The following is a 16,187-nucleotide window of genomic DNA, read 5'->3' as shown; positions in this document are numbered from 1 at the left end:
GTTTTATCTTTCCGCTAGGGATGTAATCTATCAAGCATTAGGTTGAGTGTTGGGGCGGCATTTCTGCCACCCGGAATATGGACGAGAGTCCATAGCTCAGCAGTTGAATCCTGTGAAACTGCCTCCCGTATAGTCGGACGGGAGAGAAATCTAAACAAATGATTTGTTTAGATTTCAGAAACCAGGGGGTGACTTCAGTTGAAGAGGAGTTATAAAATTGGAATTATTGTTGCGCTGCAGGTTTTATTCCTCTTCAGTATGATCGGCTTCAGGCATTATACCCTGTCCGCCGGCACTCCGGTTCTGCTGAAAGCCGCGCCCGTAGACCCATGGGATCTGTTCAGGGGTGAATATGTCATGCTGGAATACGATATATCATGGGTAAGGGGCGAAGACCTGGGCTTGGAGAGTTACCGGCGGCAGGATGTCTATGTGGTGCTCGAAAAAGGAGAGAAATACTGGAACACGGCGGGTTTGTATTTGGATAAGCCGGATTTGATTTATGGTCAAATTTTCATCAAAGGAGAAACAGATTACTTTGATGATTTTAAAAGTAAATACCATGTGTCCTACGGTATCGAAAGCTATTACGTTGAGGAAGGCACGGGCAGGGAACTGCAGCAGGCTAAAGGTTTTGACGCTCAGATAAAAATAGACCGCTTTGGCAACGCGGTCATAGAAAAAATTACACCACCATAACTTTTGGGGAAGTTCCTTTTAACCCACTGCTTCCGTTAAAAAAGCAGTAATCATTTCATTTTTGTCGTTTATGGCTTTGCGAATGTTCTGTCTCTTTATCCCTGAACTCGCCGTTAATCTCGTTGCCCCCGATTTTCACTTTAAAGCCGGTAACCTCAGCACCGTGCGGCAGGGGAAAGGTGTAAACAGCATCTATATTACCCGCGCTTGCATTGGTGTAATTTTGCGTCAAGGTGACTTCAGCCAGGGCACGGTCAATCACCGCCCGGACTTCAACATTTTGCAGAGGGCAGAAAACTTTCCCCGTCCTTTTGTCGGTAATAGCGCATATTCCCAGCATGGTTCAACTAACCTTCCTTCATAATTTTTTCAGCGTATGCATATATCTTTTCAGCTAATTCCCGGGCTTTTTTATCTCCTGAAGGGTAGTGCAGCTCCAGCCCGTACCCTACCGAAATCCTCTCATAAACGGCGCCGGCCGCAGTCCCGGGGAGTGCACCAGGCAGCGGCACCTCAGTCCTGGCCGGGATTGTATCGCTGTGGATCAGGGCAACCACTTCAGCCAGGGACAGGACGGCCATTCTTTTCCTGATCTCATCCAGGGGCAGGTAAGCATCCTGGAGCTTCTTAATTAAGATGATCCTATAGAGGTGTTCGTCGCTGTAAGTTGTGCCCAGCCCGGCGCCGTCCGGCGGCGGCAGCAGCCCCCTGCCCATATAGTAATGTAATAGCAGTTAAATAGCATTAATCTGCCTTTTTTGCATATCATATTCTGTACAGAATGTACATTATGTGATAAGGTGAGGTGAGGGAGGTTTGAGTATGCTTAAAGAAATAAAATTCACGAATGCTCGTAAAACTTTTACTGACATATATGATAGCGTTTGGCACCGTCATCTTCCTGTTATTATTAATCGCCATCAGAATGAAGTGGTTTTATTGCTTCGGCGGGAATTACAACAGGATATACTAAAGGTTTACCGTTTAAAACCGGAAATTCTACCGGAAGAAGATGGTTCTGTCACAGTTGCTTTAAATGAAATAGATATTGCTGTAAATAAACCAACTGTAGATGAGGCTGTAAATGAATTAGTCCAAGAGTTAAAAGTTTACGCGCAAGATTACCTTGAACGTCTCCAACTATTTTTGAACGCCCCTAACCGTAAAGGGCATTTTCCTTATATTTTGCGGGTATTGCTGTGTAACAATGATCAGGAGATCAAGTCCCTGTTGGAGATATAAATATGCCTCCTAAATTCGGTGACCTTAAAAGGTATTGTGAGAAAAACGGTTGGATTATGATCAGGGATACTGACCACTGGTATTATGAAAAAGCATTATCGAGCGGCGAGATCTTACGAACAAGAGTCAGCCATTCCGTATGCAAAGAAATCCCAGCCAACTTGTGGCGGAAAATATTGAAACATCAGCTTCAAATTACGAAAGAAGAGTTTTGGAAGATGGTTTAAACTTAATTTTTTCAATCCACGCGCCCGCACGGGGCGCGACTCGGGGTCCCGTTCACATCAACACCACCGTCACCGTTTCAATCCACGCGCCCGCACGGGGCGCGACAAAATCATTATTTTATAAGGAGGTATACTTATATGTTTCAATCCACGCGCCCGCACGGGGCGCGACGCGCCAGCGCGCCTCACCTGTTGCGCCCGAAGGCGGTTTCAATCCACGCGCCCGCACGGGGCGCGACGTTCTAATCCAGAGGGCAAGGAGGAATAACCGTGTTTCAATCCACGCGCCCGCAAGGGGCGCGACGCGGGAGGCGTGTCCACCAGATGATGAAATATGGTTTCAATCCACGCGCCCGCACGGGGCGCGACCAGCAAATGGAACGGGCAAATCCGGCTTATGGAGTTTCAATCCACGCGCCCGCACGGGGCGCGACAGGCCAAAAAAAATGTCGCAACGCTATATAATGTTTCAATCCACGCGCCCGCACGGGGCGCGACAGGCCAAAAAAAATGTCGCAACGCTATATAATGTTTCAATCCACGCGCCCGCACGGGGCGCGACCGGCTATAATGACCAGAGTGTTGGCGTCTGCGCGGTTTCAATCCACGCGCCCGCACGGGGCGCGACAGGAATTATTGCCTGCTTGGCGCGACTGATGCGGTTTCAATCCACGCGCCCGCACGGGGCGCGACGGAGGTGATTGCGATGCCAGCGGGTCGGCCGACGTTTCAATCCACGCGCCCGCACGGGGCGCGACACCAAAATCAGCCTGGCCCGGGCGAACGGGCAGTTTCAATCCACGCGCCCGCACGGGGCGCGACTGGGCTTGGGCAAATCGCTAAATGGGCGGCTGAGAGTTTCAATCCACGCGCCCGCACGGGGCGCGACCTTGATTGGTTTGTTTGTGCGTGGAATTATAACAGTTTCAATCCACGCGCCCGCACGGGGCGCGACATCTATTTCCTGTAATATCCTGTCGAATCATGTCGTTTCAATCCACGCGCCCGCACGGGGCGCGACCAAACATTCTTTGTCCTCCGCGGTGAGCTTCTCGGTTTCAATCCACGCGCCCGCACGGGGCGCGACCAGCGAGAGCAGGCCATGACTCCGATTAGTCAGTTTCAATCCACGCGCCCGCACGGGGCGCGACGGGAGAAGCCGGAATCACGCCACTGGTCGCGAAGTTTCAATCCACGCGCCCGCACGGGGCGCGACTCTCTGCGGCAGGCCAACATATATTAAGCGCGACGTTTCAATCCACGCGCCCGCACGGGGCGCGACCCAGAACGCCGGAATGTGCCGTATTGGCCGCCGGTTTCAATCCACGCGCCCGCACGGGGCGCGACACTTACTAAGGAGTGATAAATTTGACTAAGAAAGTTTCAATCCACGCGCCCGCACGGGGCGCGACCTTTTTCGTTATCTAAAGCATTATATTCTTTTTGGTTTCAATCCACGCGCCCGCACGGGGCGCGACTGGTTGGGGCTATTATGTGGACCATAGAGCGGTTGTTTCAATCCACGCGCCCGCACGGGGCGCGACTAAAAGGGTGTGGCTCCGGTTCTGTGTCATGTAGTTTCAATCCACGCGCCCGCACGGGGCGCGACTCTGTTTAGGGTGTTAGCAGGTAGTGAGATCTTTGTTTCAATCCACGCGCCCGCACGGGGCGCGACCAGAGCTGGGGAAATACTTTGAGGTTGATGAGAGTTTCAATCCACGCGCCCGCACGGGGCGCGACAAAAAGAAGCCGGCGCAAACTTGCTCCTTATAATGTTTCAATCCACGCGCCCGCACGGGGCGCGACAACTAGCCTGTGCCCGGGCGAACGGGCGGAAAGGAGTTTCAATCCACGCGCCCGCACGGGGCGCGACTGCCCCGGATTGCGTCGTCGTGGGTGCCGAAGTGTTTCAATCCACGCGCCCGCACGGGGCGCGACCCTCATAGGTAAACTAAAATCCCATGACGCTTTTGTTTCAATCCACGCGCCCGCACGGGGCGCGACCCTCATAGGTAAACTAAAATCCCATGACGCTTTTGTTTCAATCCACGCGCCCGCACGGGGCGCGACGAGTATATTTTGATTTTGGCCCTCACGATGATGTTTCAATCCACGCGCCCGCACGGGGCGCGACTTTTGCAAGCTAATTTTAAAATAGTAATATTTGATGTTTCAATCCACGCGCCCGCACGGGGCGCGACAAATTATCAGTTTTGCGCTTAACACATAAAATAGTTTCAATCCACGCGCCCGCACGGGGCGCGACGATTAAAGACGATTCTTTTTTTTATTGTATTTATGTTTCAATCCACGCGCCCGCACGGGGCGCGACGGAGTTAGGACAGTATCATCTAGCACAACGATTGTTTCAATCCACGCGCCCGCACGGGGCGCGACCATGCTAAAAGGTATTAAACAAACAGGAAGTATTGTTTCAATCCACGCGCCCGCACGGGGCGCGACTAATTCTGGAAAGTTCATTTTTAAATCCTCCTTTGTTTCAATCCACGCGCCCGCACGGGGCGCGACTTGCTCGATTACCCGATAGCCCGCCGCTTTAAGGTTTCAATCCACGCGCCCGCACGGGGCGCGACCCGGCAGGAACGGGACGAACTGGCTCGCAGGCTGTTTCAATCCACGCGCCCGCACGGGGCGCGACCTTGATCTTTTCGATTTCTTCTCGGGCATCCTGTTTCAATCCACGCGCCCGCACGGGGCGCGACTTGCTCGATTACCCGATAGCCCGCCGCTTTAAGGTTTCAATCCACGCGCCCGCACGGGGCGCGACCCGGTTCCCGTCGCCCTAGCCCTGGCGTTGTAATGTTTCAATCCACGCGCCCGCACGGGGCGCGACATTTGTGGAGATGTGCCGGCCCATCCTGTTGGATGTTTCAATCCACGCGCCCGCACGGGGCGCGACATTGCGGCGAGATCGGTGGCCTGGGACAACGCCGGTTTCAATCCACGCGCCCGCACGGGGCGCGACCACAAAATCATACCCAACTTTTCTATGTTGACTGTTTCAATCCACGCGCCCGCACGGGGCGCGACGAAGAATATGAAAAAATAAAGGTTGGAGATGTTTTGTTTCAATCCACGCGCCCGCACGGGGCGCGACCTGTTACCACATCAGTATTAGCAGTACCTTCAGCGTTTCAATCCACGCGCCCGCACGGGGCGCGACGAAAAATCCAATTTATAGCTTTTAACCATTGCGTTTCAATCCACGCGCCCGCACGGGGCGCGACGATAAATTTATATAGTGGTACTCCAGGCAGTGGGTTTCAATCCACGCGCCCGCACGGGGCGCGACGTATGATTTTGTGTTAGTGGCACAAAATGACAGTTTCAATCCACGCGCCCGCACGGGGCGCGACTTGCATGATGTAAAATGAAATCTGCTATACTTGAGTTTCAATCCACGCGCCCGCACGGGGCGCGACGTAGAGATGGATTTGTTTGCCAGAAGTGACTATGTTTCAATCCACGCGCCCGCACGGGGCGCGACATGGAAGGCGCTTTTGCCGATGCCGAGCGCAAAGTTTCAATCCACGCGCCCGCACGGGGCGCGACCCATGTCGGATGGTTTCAATCGCAAGCGGTAAGGGTTTCAATCCACGCGCCCGCACGGGGCGCGACTTGGCGCCAGGGTTATTCCCTGGAGGACATGCGGTTTCAATCCACGCGCCCGCACGGGGCGCGACCCACAACAGGAGAGTTGCTGACACGCCCAACAGGTTTCAATCCACGCGCCCGCACGGGGCGCGACTTGGCGCCAGGGTTATTCCCTGGAGGACATGCGGTTTCAATCCACGCGCCCGCACGGGGCGCGACTCAAAAAGGGCAGCAAGCCGTTTGCCCACCTCAGTTTCAATCCACGCGCCCGCACGGGGCGCGACACGATCAGACTCGCGGTGGCGGGAGCGCATTGGGTTTCAATCCACGCGCCCGCACGGGGCGCGACAATATATAGAGCTGATGGTGGATGTATTCCGTGTTTCAATCCACGCGCCCGCACGGGGCGCGACCACCCTGCTGTTTATCAAGTGGTCAAGTGGGATGTTTCAATCCACGCGCCCGCACGGGGCGCGACGATCAATGAGCCAAGAGCAGCCCCGGATGGACGGTTTCAATCCACGCGCCCGCACGGGGCGCGACAATTTCCACTACGTCTATGTCCATTTCACGATTGGTTTCAATCCACGCGCCCGCACGGGGCGCGACGAGCTGGAGGCGCTGGGTAAGAAAGCCTTCGATGTTTCAATCCACGCGCCCGCACGGGGCGCGACCAAGAGATATTGTCCTTCTGCCTCGGCAAGGCGGGTTTCAATCCACGCGCCCGCACGGGGCGCGACAACCGAAGACGTCGCGGCTGCAATCATGGCCCTGTTTCAATCCACGCGCCCGCACGGGGCGCGACCGAAGGCGACGCCTCTTTCAACTCGGAGATTCAGTTTCAATCCACGCGCCCGCACGGGGCGCGACAGCGATTGTCGTCGGCGTCGTTGGGTTCTTCTTAAGGTTTCAATCCACGCGCCCGCACGGGGCGCGACACAAGCACCTTTTGAAGGCCCTGGACATGCAGCAGTTTCAATCCACGCGCCCGCACGGGGCGCGACTACAACGCCAGGGCTAGGGCGACGGGAACCGGAGAGTTTCAATCCACGCGCCCGCACGGGGCGCGACACAAGAAGGCGGTTACTCCCAAGTATCAGGCCCGTTTCAATCCACGCGCCCGCACGGGGCGCGACCTGTAATTGTGTGAGCAGGACCGTCCCAGGGACGTTTCAATCCACGCGCCCGCACGGGGCGCGACGTACGGCTTGGCATGCTGCTGGCGCCTGGTGGGAGTTTCAATCCACGCGCCCGCACGGGGCGCGACGGACGGCACATGGCACCGACCGCTAACCACGCTTGTTTCAATCCACGCGCCCGCACGGGGCGCGACGTTATCGGAGGATACCAAACGTGCCGCAACTTGCGTTTCAATCCACGCGCCCGCACGGGGCGCGACTGCACACATATAAGCGCTATGACCTAATAATCATGTTTCAATCCACGCGCCCGCACGGGGCGCGACCCTGTAATTGTGTGAGCAGGACCGTCCCAGGGACGTTTCAATCCACGCGCCCGCACGGGGCGCGACTCAGTAACAGGTTGCGGTTGCTCAAGCTTCCGGAGTTTCAATCCACGCGCCCGCACGGGGCGCGACGGTTCTCCACAGAGGTTCCGACCCAAACATTGCGTTTCAATCCACGCGCCCGCACGGGGCGCGACCCCTGGCCCTTCTCCTTTGGGAGCGGGGGGGGATTTGTTTCAATCCACGCGCCCGCACGGGGCGCGACTTATGACATTTACACCAATTCTTCTGTTTAAAGTTTCAATCCACGCGCCCGCACGGGGCGCGACTTTCCACTACGTCTATGTCCATTTCACGATTGGTTTCAATCCACGCGCCCGCACGGGGCGCGACGGAGACTGCGAAGCGGGAGGTGTCAGCCTCGTGTTTCAATCCACGCGCCCGCACGGGGCGCGACGGCCCGCAACCAGGCCAGGTTGTCAACCTGTCTGTTTCAATCCACGCGCCCGCACGGGGCGCGACCTACATTATCCACTATCTGCTTCTGCGCGGCTGGTTTCAATCCACGCGCCCGCACGGGGCGCGACTTTGCCCACCTCAGAATAAAGGCGGTCAGAGAGGTTTCAATCCACGCGCCCGCACGGGGCGCGACGCAAAGGTATGTCCAAAATGCGGCGCACCATGGGTTTCAATCCACGCGCCCGCACGGGGCGCGACAGTTAACAAACACCCTCCTGTGCTTCTTCCAGCGTTTCAATCCACGCGCCCGCACGGGGCGCGACGAGTCGGAGTAAACACCTCTCTTCCTCCATGTGTGTTTCAATCCACGCGCCCGCACGGGGCGCGACGGTATCCTTCCGGAGCAAAACACAGTATGGTTCCAGTTTCAATCCACGCGCCCGCACGGGGCGCGACGCTGTGTCCACAAAAATCACCTCTCTTCAGTTATGTTTCAATCCACGCGCCCGCACGGGGCGCGACGGGCGCAAATCGGGGTTTGTAAATACGGCGGCATGTTTCAATCCACGCGCCCGCACGGGGCGCGACAGCCGGTGCATCGGGCCAGCGGCAGCATCGTCTGGTTTCAATCCACGCGCCCGCACGGGGCGCGACGGACATGCACCCAACGCAAGCAAAGTTACGATGGGTTTCAATCCACGCGCCCGCACGGGGCGCGACATACTGGTCGCGCAGCTTTGTTGTAAGCAGCGATGTTTCAATCCACGCGCCCGCACGGGGCGCGACCTCGGACATTGCAACACCCCTTTCTAACGATCTGTTTCAATCCACGCGCCCGCACGGGGCGCGACCCGGCACCGTGGCCCCAGTCGCCGCCGCGGATAGGTTTCAATCCACGCGCCCGCACGGGGCGCGACGGCCGGGACTAAGCGCGTCATAGGAATAAGGCGTTTCAATCCACGCGCCCGCACGGGGCGCGACAACGCACTTCAAAGCGAGTTATTACAGCCGATGGTTTCAATCCACGCGCCCGCACGGGGCGCGACATCCCCCACCCCGCTTTTGTGATAGGTGGGGTTGTTTCAATCCACGCGCCCGCACGGGGCGCGACGATGGTTTTCCGCCGGGTTGTCGCGATACGGATGTGTTTCAATCCACGCGCCCGCACGGGGCGCGACGTTCTTGATGTGGCCACTTCGATTAACTTCCGGTTTCAATCCACGCGCCCGCACGGGGCGCGACGGGGCATGTCCAACTAACCACGCTGCACCTCCGGGTTTCAATCCACGCGCCCGCACGGGGCGCGACCGGCCCGCAACCAGGCCAGGTTGTCAACCTGTCTGTTTCAATCCACGCGCCCGCACGGGGCGCGACGAGCGATGGAAGCCTGGTTCTACATGGGATGGCGTTTCAATCCACGCGCCCGCACGGGGCGCGACGCCCCGCGTGCGGAGCGCCATGGGAGCGGGTAAGGGTTTCAATCCACGCGCCCGCACGGGGCGCGACCTATTGCCATTACCCCTTATACAAGAGGAGGTGGGTTTCAATCCACGCGCCCGCACGGGGCGCGACAGGGATCCCCACCAAATCTTTAGCTTTGAGTCCTGTTTCAATCCACGCGCCCGCACGGGGCGCGACATACCTGCTTTTCCGCTACCTCGATATCAACCGGTTTCAATCCACGCGCCCGCACGGGGCGCGACGACTGGCCACAAGTTTTCTATTGCTGTAGCGGATGTTTCAATCCACGCGCCCGCACGGGGCGCGACGTTCAATGGCTGGTCATATCCACACGCGACTATGTTTCAATCCACGCGCCCGCACGGGGCGCGACCTGCAATCGCTCCCCCAGTTGTTATTTCCCCTGGGTTTCAATCCACGCGCCCGCACGGGGCGCGACTGACATTATATGGCATAAACCCAACTCCATGCCTGTTTCAATCCACGCGCCCGCACGGGGCGCGACGGCTTCCTGGCGGGCCATGTTAATTTGCACGTTTTGTTTCAATCCACGCGCCCGCACGGGGCGCGACCAAGATTTTCCTCATGTTGGTTATCTCATCAAAGTTTCAATCCACGCGCCCGCACGGGGCGCGACACCGATGTCGTGGTGGTTCATTGCAAGCGGGATGTTTCAATCCACGCGCCCGCACGGGGCGCGACGTTGAAGTACAGTTAATCTCCCGCGGTGAGGTGAGTTTCAATCCACGCGCCCGCACGGGGCGCGACGCATTGCGAAAGCCGGATATGTCGCGGCTTTTGTGTTTCAATCCACGCGCCCGCACGGGGCGCGACGCATCATCGTAATTGATGTTGACTGCCGGCTGCTGGTTTCAATCCACGCGCCCGCACGGGGCGCGACAGCAATGGATTAATAATCCTATATACCGCCCATTGTTTCAATCCACGCGCCCGCACGGGGCGCGACCGGACAGCCCTGGAGGAAGCCACGGAGCACGTACTGTTTCAATCCACGCGCCCGCACGGGGCGCGACGAACACCTGCACGCGAAAATGGATGAGGTGCTTGTTTCAATCCACGCGCCCGCACGGGGCGCGACGCCGAGAAGAACGGCGAGCTTGCCCTTACCAAGTTTCAATCCACGCGCCCGCACGGGGCGCGACTCATGCGGAAGTCCACCATATCCTCCGTCACGTCGTTTCAATCCACGCGCCCGCACGGGGCGCGACCGCTCAATTCCCCAACACGCTCCCAAATACCCCGTGTTTCAATCCACGCGCCCGCACGGGGCGCGACTGTCTATTTCTAGACGCAATAAAATCAATCGTTTAAACATATTAAAAAGCGAACATATAAAATATTTAGATCAGACAATATTAAAATTTTGTTTAAAATGCCGGGTATCCCTTTGTTATTTAAAACTTGCGAGTCAACCTGTAAAATGATGTTCACTTAAGGTTCGCATCAAACCATAAGAACCCCCTCCGGATCATAACCAACCTTAGCGCCGACATGCTCCACACGATTTTTCCAGTTGTTTCCCAGAAAATAATATCTCAAACTATCTTTCTCCGGGTTAATAATTTTTTCTAACCGGTGTTTTAGCTCAGTAAATTGTGTTGGGTCCAGCAAACATTCAAAAACCGAGTTTTGAACACGTTGTCCATAGTTAACGCATTGTTTAGCCACTTTTCGAAGACGGCTCTTGCCTGTAACTGTTGTTACATTCACATCGTAAGTTATAAGAACCATCATATTAAACACCTCACTTCCAGAAAAACGGCGGATAATCCTCAAGGTCACCCCTCATGTGTCTAGCTAATAGCAGAGCTTGTACATATGGCACAAGCCCCATGGGGATTTTTTCCCCTAAATAAGGATGCGTCAGCTCTTCTTGTTTTCGTTTTTGCCAGGCATTCAACACTTCTTTGCGGGTACCCTCTTCCATGATCACAGCACCGTTTTCTTTTACATTAAAACCTTCGGCAGTAATTTGATTGCGGTTAATTAGTGTTACCGCCAGTCGATCCGCGAAATGAGGCCGCATTTCCTCCATTATATCCAGTGCAAGACTTGGCCGGCCAGGTCGGTCCCGGTGCAAAAATCCAACCTGTGGATCCAAACCGACGCTCTCCAAGGCAGCCACAACTTCATGAGTCAACAATGTATACAAAAAAGACAGCAAAGCGTTCATTCTATCTGTTGGCGGCCTGCGATTTCTATTCTTCATTTGGAAAGCTTCTTTTTGAATTAATATCAAATTATTAAAGTTAGAAAAATAAAGGTGCGCAGCTTCTCCTTCAATTCCCCGTACAGCGTTTACGTCTTTTGCTCTTTCAAGCCGCTCCGGCATTCTTGCCAAAATGGCGAGCGAATCTTTCAGCTTATTATCAACAATCTCAGAATGATCCCTCAAGACACGGTGCAGCACGGCCCGGCTGTTAATGATTTTGGCAGTTACAAATCTCCGGGATAAACGGGATGATATCATCTCATCATCCGACCAGCGATACTGTGTACGCCTTAATAAAACATTGCCGGATACGTTGCCGGTTACACGTCCCATAAACTTACCGTATGTTGTAAAAAAAGAAAGAGCTACACCGCGTTCGCAACAAAGGTGCATCAGTTTGGGGCTTGCTCCCGTATATCCAAAACAGACAATGCCCTCTAAATTATGCACTGGAATGCGGAACCGGATCTCACTCTCGACTTTGATCAGCACATTTTCACCGTCACAGGCTAAATAAGCATCCGGCGTTGTAACATAGAGTGTATTAAGAAGCCGCCTCACAGTTCTTCACCATCCACACGGCACATACGCTCCAGATAACTCTTTACCGGACGGTGGCGCAACATCCAGTACGGCTGACAATGCTCAGTGAGAGAACATAGGGAGCAATGCCTGCCTTTTTGTGCCTTTGGCGTTATCCCTTCACGCGCAAGCTGGTGCATGCGTTTGGACAGTTCAAAGGTATGCTGTCTGAGTGGAGTATCTAAAGCAACCGCCTGGCGGCGCTTAGTCTTTCCATAAAAGAGAAAACCTGAAGGGATATGTACCTGGAGCATTTCCTCCAGCGCCATACCTTGGGCGCATAGCTGGACAGCGTCCCGGTCATCAGGTTTGGGGCGTCCGCGTTTATACTCAATTGGGATTGGGCGCCACCAGCCTCCGCGGTTTTCCAGGCGGCAGTTTTCACCTTCAATGTGTTCTTTGTCAGCATGGAATTCAACAACATCCGCTACTCCTCTGAGTCCTAACTGTTGCGAGACAACCGGCATGCCTCTGACAACCCGCAATGTTGTCCGGCTTTCGTCCTTGAAAGGATCGTCTGCGCGATTATGAAGATGCTTTCCCTCTACTGTACGAACATTCTCAGCCCAGACCTGCTCCAGGTGGATAAGCGCCCACTGCCGCTCACAAAAGGCCATGTGCTGGATACCGGAGAGGAGGAGGAAGTCGTCTGAATAAAGCATCATTAATGCTCAATAATCGTGACACCGTCAGGTTTCCCGGCATGATTGACGTTGATAGCGTAATCATTGAAAGCCCTTGGCGGTTTGGTGTCATCTATGCGCTTTGCAGTTATCAAATCGAACAGTTTGTGTGCGGGAGCTTTACCCAGCGGCGTCTCATGTTCAAATATGATTAACTTCCGGCTTGCCATTTTACCGCGCGCAGCGGAGTGGTCGTGCTCAAACATATTCATAAGCGACTGCCAAAAGAGTTCCAGATCAGTTTCTGAAAAACCTGTCTTTTGTGCCAGCGGGGCCGATATATAGCCCTCCGCGCGATAGAGAGCATACGGAATTATGTGTTTGCGCCCCATAGTGCGTTCTTTTTCTGTATCCTTTTTATTAGTCACAGCCATACGGGTAATGGTAATTTCCTGGGGAACAACCGGATCCAAACTCCTTGCAAAACTGAACTGGACCGGGCCACGTACTTGGCCACAATTTACTTCCGTTGTCATAACCGCGCCAAAAGCTCGAATGTCGTAGAACCGGTCGCACATATACTTCGTTACCTGTTTAGCCTGTCCAGAATCTTTGGGGAGCTTTTTGGGTTCTGGCTTGATTTTAAGTTCTACATACGCTTCTTCGTTAATATCGTTTAAAACCGCATTTTCTCTCACATAAATATCGAAGGGACTCTTTCCTCCTTGCGCCAGCTCAATATAGTTCCGTACTTTTCGCTTCAGGCATACGTCTGTAACAATGCCGTGACTGGTTTCCGGATCGATTCGCGGCATATTCCCGGCGTCGGGATCGCCGTTGGGATTACCGTTTTCCACTTCAAAAAATAGTACGAATTCATAACGCTTATTCAATATGTTGCTCATTATATCAACCTTCCTTTATTCATTATTTTCATTTTTAACATAATTGGCTTGGTTCTGATGGTAATACCCAAGTATAAAAAGTCCCTGCTCTTCTATATTCAAATGTGCCGGAAACGCATCCAGTCCGTTCATTACTTCCTGGATTTTTCGTTCTGACAGGTTTCCGTATTCAGATTTAGATATATGGTGCCGGGATAAGCGCAGCAGTAGAGGGAACACAGCGCCGGGAGTCGCGGATGCTGCCCCAAAATAACGTTCACGAATGGTGGAATTTATATTGCCCCCCAAAGCATCTTTCTGGGCTTTTTCCAGCAAGGAAAACAGTCTTCCCAGCAGATACGCGTTGTTTGTATTTTTTTCATTTAAACTCACAGTGATCATCGCCTCCTTTTCCGTTTGTTTTTGAATGCGGTACTTTCTTGCTAAAAAAGCCTTGATTACAGCCGCGCGGATAGTGTTTACGCCCCCGTGCTCACCACCAGTCCGGCAGCGCATTATCACTGCGTTGTAAATGGGTTGAGGATACATCTGGCCTGACAGGATTGTTTTCAGCAACTGACCTCCAAGCAGTGGCGGAATATTCTTCGCATCTTCCTGAACCGCTATCGCTTTCAGTGTCCGCCATGGTGATACTGTTCCACCGTGCCTTTCTATTCCGGCAATATCCATATCGTTGTAGTGATGCGCTATTTTCTCCAGCAAGTCCCCGAAACTGCTGACTTGCCAGAAGCGCACCGACAATCTGGCGGCGTTGGGCGCAAGTCCCAGAAGATAGCACCGGGTATCCGGGTTAAATTCTGTATCGCCCACAGGCAATCCAGACTTTACACGCTCCAAGACAGCCTTGGCATGCCGAGCCGCACCAGGGTCGATGCGCCGCTTCTCGCTTTCTTCCCCCGTTTCGGCAACTACCGGGTCAAGACACCAGGCAAGAACTGTTTCCTCTGCTTTACCACCTTTTTTATCCGCCCAAAAGACCATGGTGGTGTCCGCCAGACGAACCCGGTTGGTATCGCTGGCGATCAGGTAATTCAAAGCGGTGCCGTAGGCAAAGGCAACCTTTTTACTGACAGGCGCGTTATAGCTCTGCGTTTTTCCATAAGAACGAAACGATTCAATTTGAAAAGACACCAACGCCGTACCGGCAGGTTGCCCTCCCGCGCCTTTGATGGCGACATTGTGCGTCCTGGCGATGTTTTCGATTTTTCCTGTAACCAGACATTGACCAGTTACTAATTCTTCGTCTTCTTTTTTTGCCAGTTCATTCATCCACGCAGAGGCAATCTCTGAGTTTTGATGAACATAACCCAATTGGCCGTCAATCTTATATACAGTATTAAAATTCTTAGGCTTGTTAAATTCTTCTTGATAACGCATGATAATGGCGTTGGAATCCCATGAGTCTGGATTCCATGCCTTAAGAAAACTACTCACAGCCTTTGCTTCCACACATTCGATTTGTTGAAGCAACTTCAGGTTGTAATCACGATATTGTTCAAATCGTTTTTTCCCTTCACTTTTATCCTTGCCGACACCCAAAGAGTAAAGAATTTTATCACAGAGAAAATATGGTGCTGGGTTAACTCCTGAACGCTTTTTATGTTCAGGTACAAACTCTTCTTTTTCTACACTGAACAGATCCAAAAATTCACCCGCTTGAGAAAGGACGATCACGAAAGAAATATCAGCGATACTGTAGCCCGGAGGCGCAATTTTGGACTCCTTATCATCCAGGAGGCGATAATAGTGTTCATTTAATGCCTGTAAAATCAAGTTCTCGCCCCCTTTGATAATCGGGTATCTATTACTCCATCCCTCATGGTCGGCCGAAAAAAAATGGGCTGCATGTCATTGGTAAAATCAATGTCCCAAAGCATCCACCCCAAATCTATTTCACCCTTCAATGCTGATTTGGGGATATCCTTTTCTACCAATTCAAAGTTCACCGGGAATTCACGGCAACCAAAGTAAGGGCGCATGTGACACTGACCTTCCCGCGCGCGGCGAGAGAATATGTCGCAATGTTTTCCGGGATTATCACTCTCGCCGGCTTTTTCTGTCAGCTCAAAATGAGCCTCAATAATATACTCCACGTCACGAAGCACCAGCGCCGCCCGCTGTTGGCGTTCATTATGCGCTGCCGCATACTGATGAAGGTCGATAACTCCTCCGTTCATGGCGGTTTTAATATTTCGCTCGGAGATTTTTCCGGCTACCTCGTTCCTGCGGATCGAGTCGAACCGGATGGGTTTCATGACATGAATGCGGTCAATTCTCCAGGCCAGCGCGGGTTTCCAGTGTATGGCTTCTAGAATTCCGCGCGCGGCTGACGGCGTCATCACGTCATAGCTGACCCTTTCAGCTTTCATTTCCGGCCGGGTAAAGCAAGCATAATCGCCCCAAACCCTTAGTTTGACTCCATATCCCATACCATTCTCCTTTCCATAACACTTTTCTTCAGAAGAGAAGCACTTCAGTTGGCGCCTTCACCTCCTTCGCATCTTTCAGGCCAAACCGTCTGTCATAATAATTGCGATCGGTCACAAATTTCATAAAAACCTCCATCTCGCGCCGCCGGTGCGGGCGACACAAATAGTAATGAAAACGGGTGCGCACCCCCCCCTGGTTGCTGTACAATTTGTCTGAGGAGAAGACACACTACAAAGCACGGTGAGG

10 protein-coding genes and 1 CRISPR repeat array are annotated in these 16,187 nt (G+C 53.6%); of the genes, 2 read left to right on the top strand and 8 right to left on the bottom strand.

Annotation, left to right across the window (positions count from 1 at the left end):
- Positions 1-198 precede the first annotated feature (198 nt).
- Positions 199-699 (top strand): GDYXXLXY domain-containing protein, encoded by a 501-nt coding sequence (locus tag Pmgp_RS14775; protein WP_134214746.1) that lies wholly within the window; start codon positions 199-201, stop codon positions 697-699.
- A 55-nt stretch (positions 700-754) separates the two neighbouring features.
- On the opposite strand, the gene Pmgp_RS14770 is transcribed toward Pmgp_RS14775, so the two are convergent.
- The gene (locus Pmgp_RS14770; RefSeq protein WP_134214745.1) at positions 755-1,039 is read right to left on the bottom strand and encodes a VIT domain-containing protein; all 285 of its coding nucleotides are present in this window, start codon (positions 1,037-1,039) and stop codon (positions 755-757) included.
- Between the two features lie 7 nt (positions 1,040-1,046).
- Complete coding sequence (locus Pmgp_RS14765) at positions 1,047-1,415, bottom strand: MerR family transcriptional regulator (protein ID WP_134214744.1); 369 nt, start codon at positions 1,413-1,415, stop codon at positions 1,047-1,049.
- 106 nt (positions 1,416-1,521) lie between these two features.
- Here Pmgp_RS14765 and Pmgp_RS14760 point away from each other — a divergent pair, with 106 nt between their 5' ends.
- Positions 1,522-1,941, top strand: coding sequence for an exoribonuclease R (locus Pmgp_RS14760; RefSeq protein WP_134214743.1), 420 nt, complete (start codon positions 1,522-1,524; stop codon positions 1,939-1,941).
- 235 nt (positions 1,942-2,176) lie between these two features.
- Positions 2,177-10,464: direct repeats of the CRISPR family, unit length 32 nt; unit sequence GTTTCAATCCACGCGCCCGCACGGGGCGCGAC.
- 168 nt (positions 10,465-10,632) lie between these two features.
- On the opposite strand, the gene cas2 is transcribed toward Pmgp_RS14760, so the two are convergent.
- Genes cas2 through cas5c form a run of 6 tightly spaced genes read right to left on the bottom strand, consistent with a single transcriptional unit; the run spans position 10,633 to position 15,940 of the window.
- Positions 10,633-10,923, bottom strand: coding sequence for a CRISPR-associated endonuclease Cas2 (gene cas2 / locus Pmgp_RS14750; RefSeq protein WP_134214757.1), 291 nt, complete (start codon positions 10,921-10,923; stop codon positions 10,633-10,635).
- Positions 10,924-10,933: 10 nt separating this feature from the next.
- Positions 10,934-11,962, bottom strand: coding sequence for a type I-C CRISPR-associated endonuclease Cas1c (gene cas1c / locus Pmgp_RS14745; protein WP_134214741.1), 1,029 nt, complete (start codon positions 11,960-11,962; stop codon positions 10,934-10,936).
- Positions 11,959-12,648 carry a CRISPR-associated protein Cas4 gene (gene cas4, locus Pmgp_RS14740; RefSeq protein WP_134214740.1) on the bottom strand — a complete coding sequence of 230 codons (690 nt, stop codon included), beginning with the start codon at positions 12,646-12,648 and terminating at the stop codon, positions 11,959-11,961. Before cas4 ends, cas1c begins: the two co-directional genes overlap by 4 nt.
- Positions 12,648-13,511, bottom strand: coding sequence for a type I-C CRISPR-associated protein Cas7/Csd2 (gene cas7c / locus Pmgp_RS14735; RefSeq protein WP_134214739.1), 864 nt, complete (start codon positions 13,509-13,511; stop codon positions 12,648-12,650). Before cas7c ends, cas4 begins: the two co-directional genes overlap by 1 nt.
- 15 nt (positions 13,512-13,526) lie before the next feature.
- The gene (cas8c, locus tag Pmgp_RS14730) at positions 13,527-15,284 is read right to left on the bottom strand and encodes a type I-C CRISPR-associated protein Cas8c/Csd1 (RefSeq protein ID WP_192902946.1); all 1,758 of its coding nucleotides are present in this window, start codon (positions 15,282-15,284) and stop codon (positions 13,527-13,529) included.
- Positions 15,281-15,940: a type I-C CRISPR-associated protein Cas5c gene (gene cas5c, locus Pmgp_RS14725; RefSeq protein ID WP_134214737.1), complete on the bottom strand. Its 660-nt coding sequence runs from the start codon at positions 15,938-15,940 to the stop codon at positions 15,281-15,283. Before cas5c ends, cas8c begins: the two co-directional genes overlap by 4 nt.
- Positions 15,941-16,187: the final 247 nt, after the last annotated feature.

It is taken from the genome of Pelotomaculum propionicicum (assembly GCF_004369225.1).
GTDB classification, from domain to species: Bacteria; Bacillota; Desulfotomaculia; order Desulfotomaculales; family Pelotomaculaceae; genus Pelotomaculum_B; species Pelotomaculum_B propionicicum.
The sequence above is the reverse complement of the archived record's forward strand: the minus strand, read 5'-3'. Positions and strand labels throughout refer to the sequence as shown.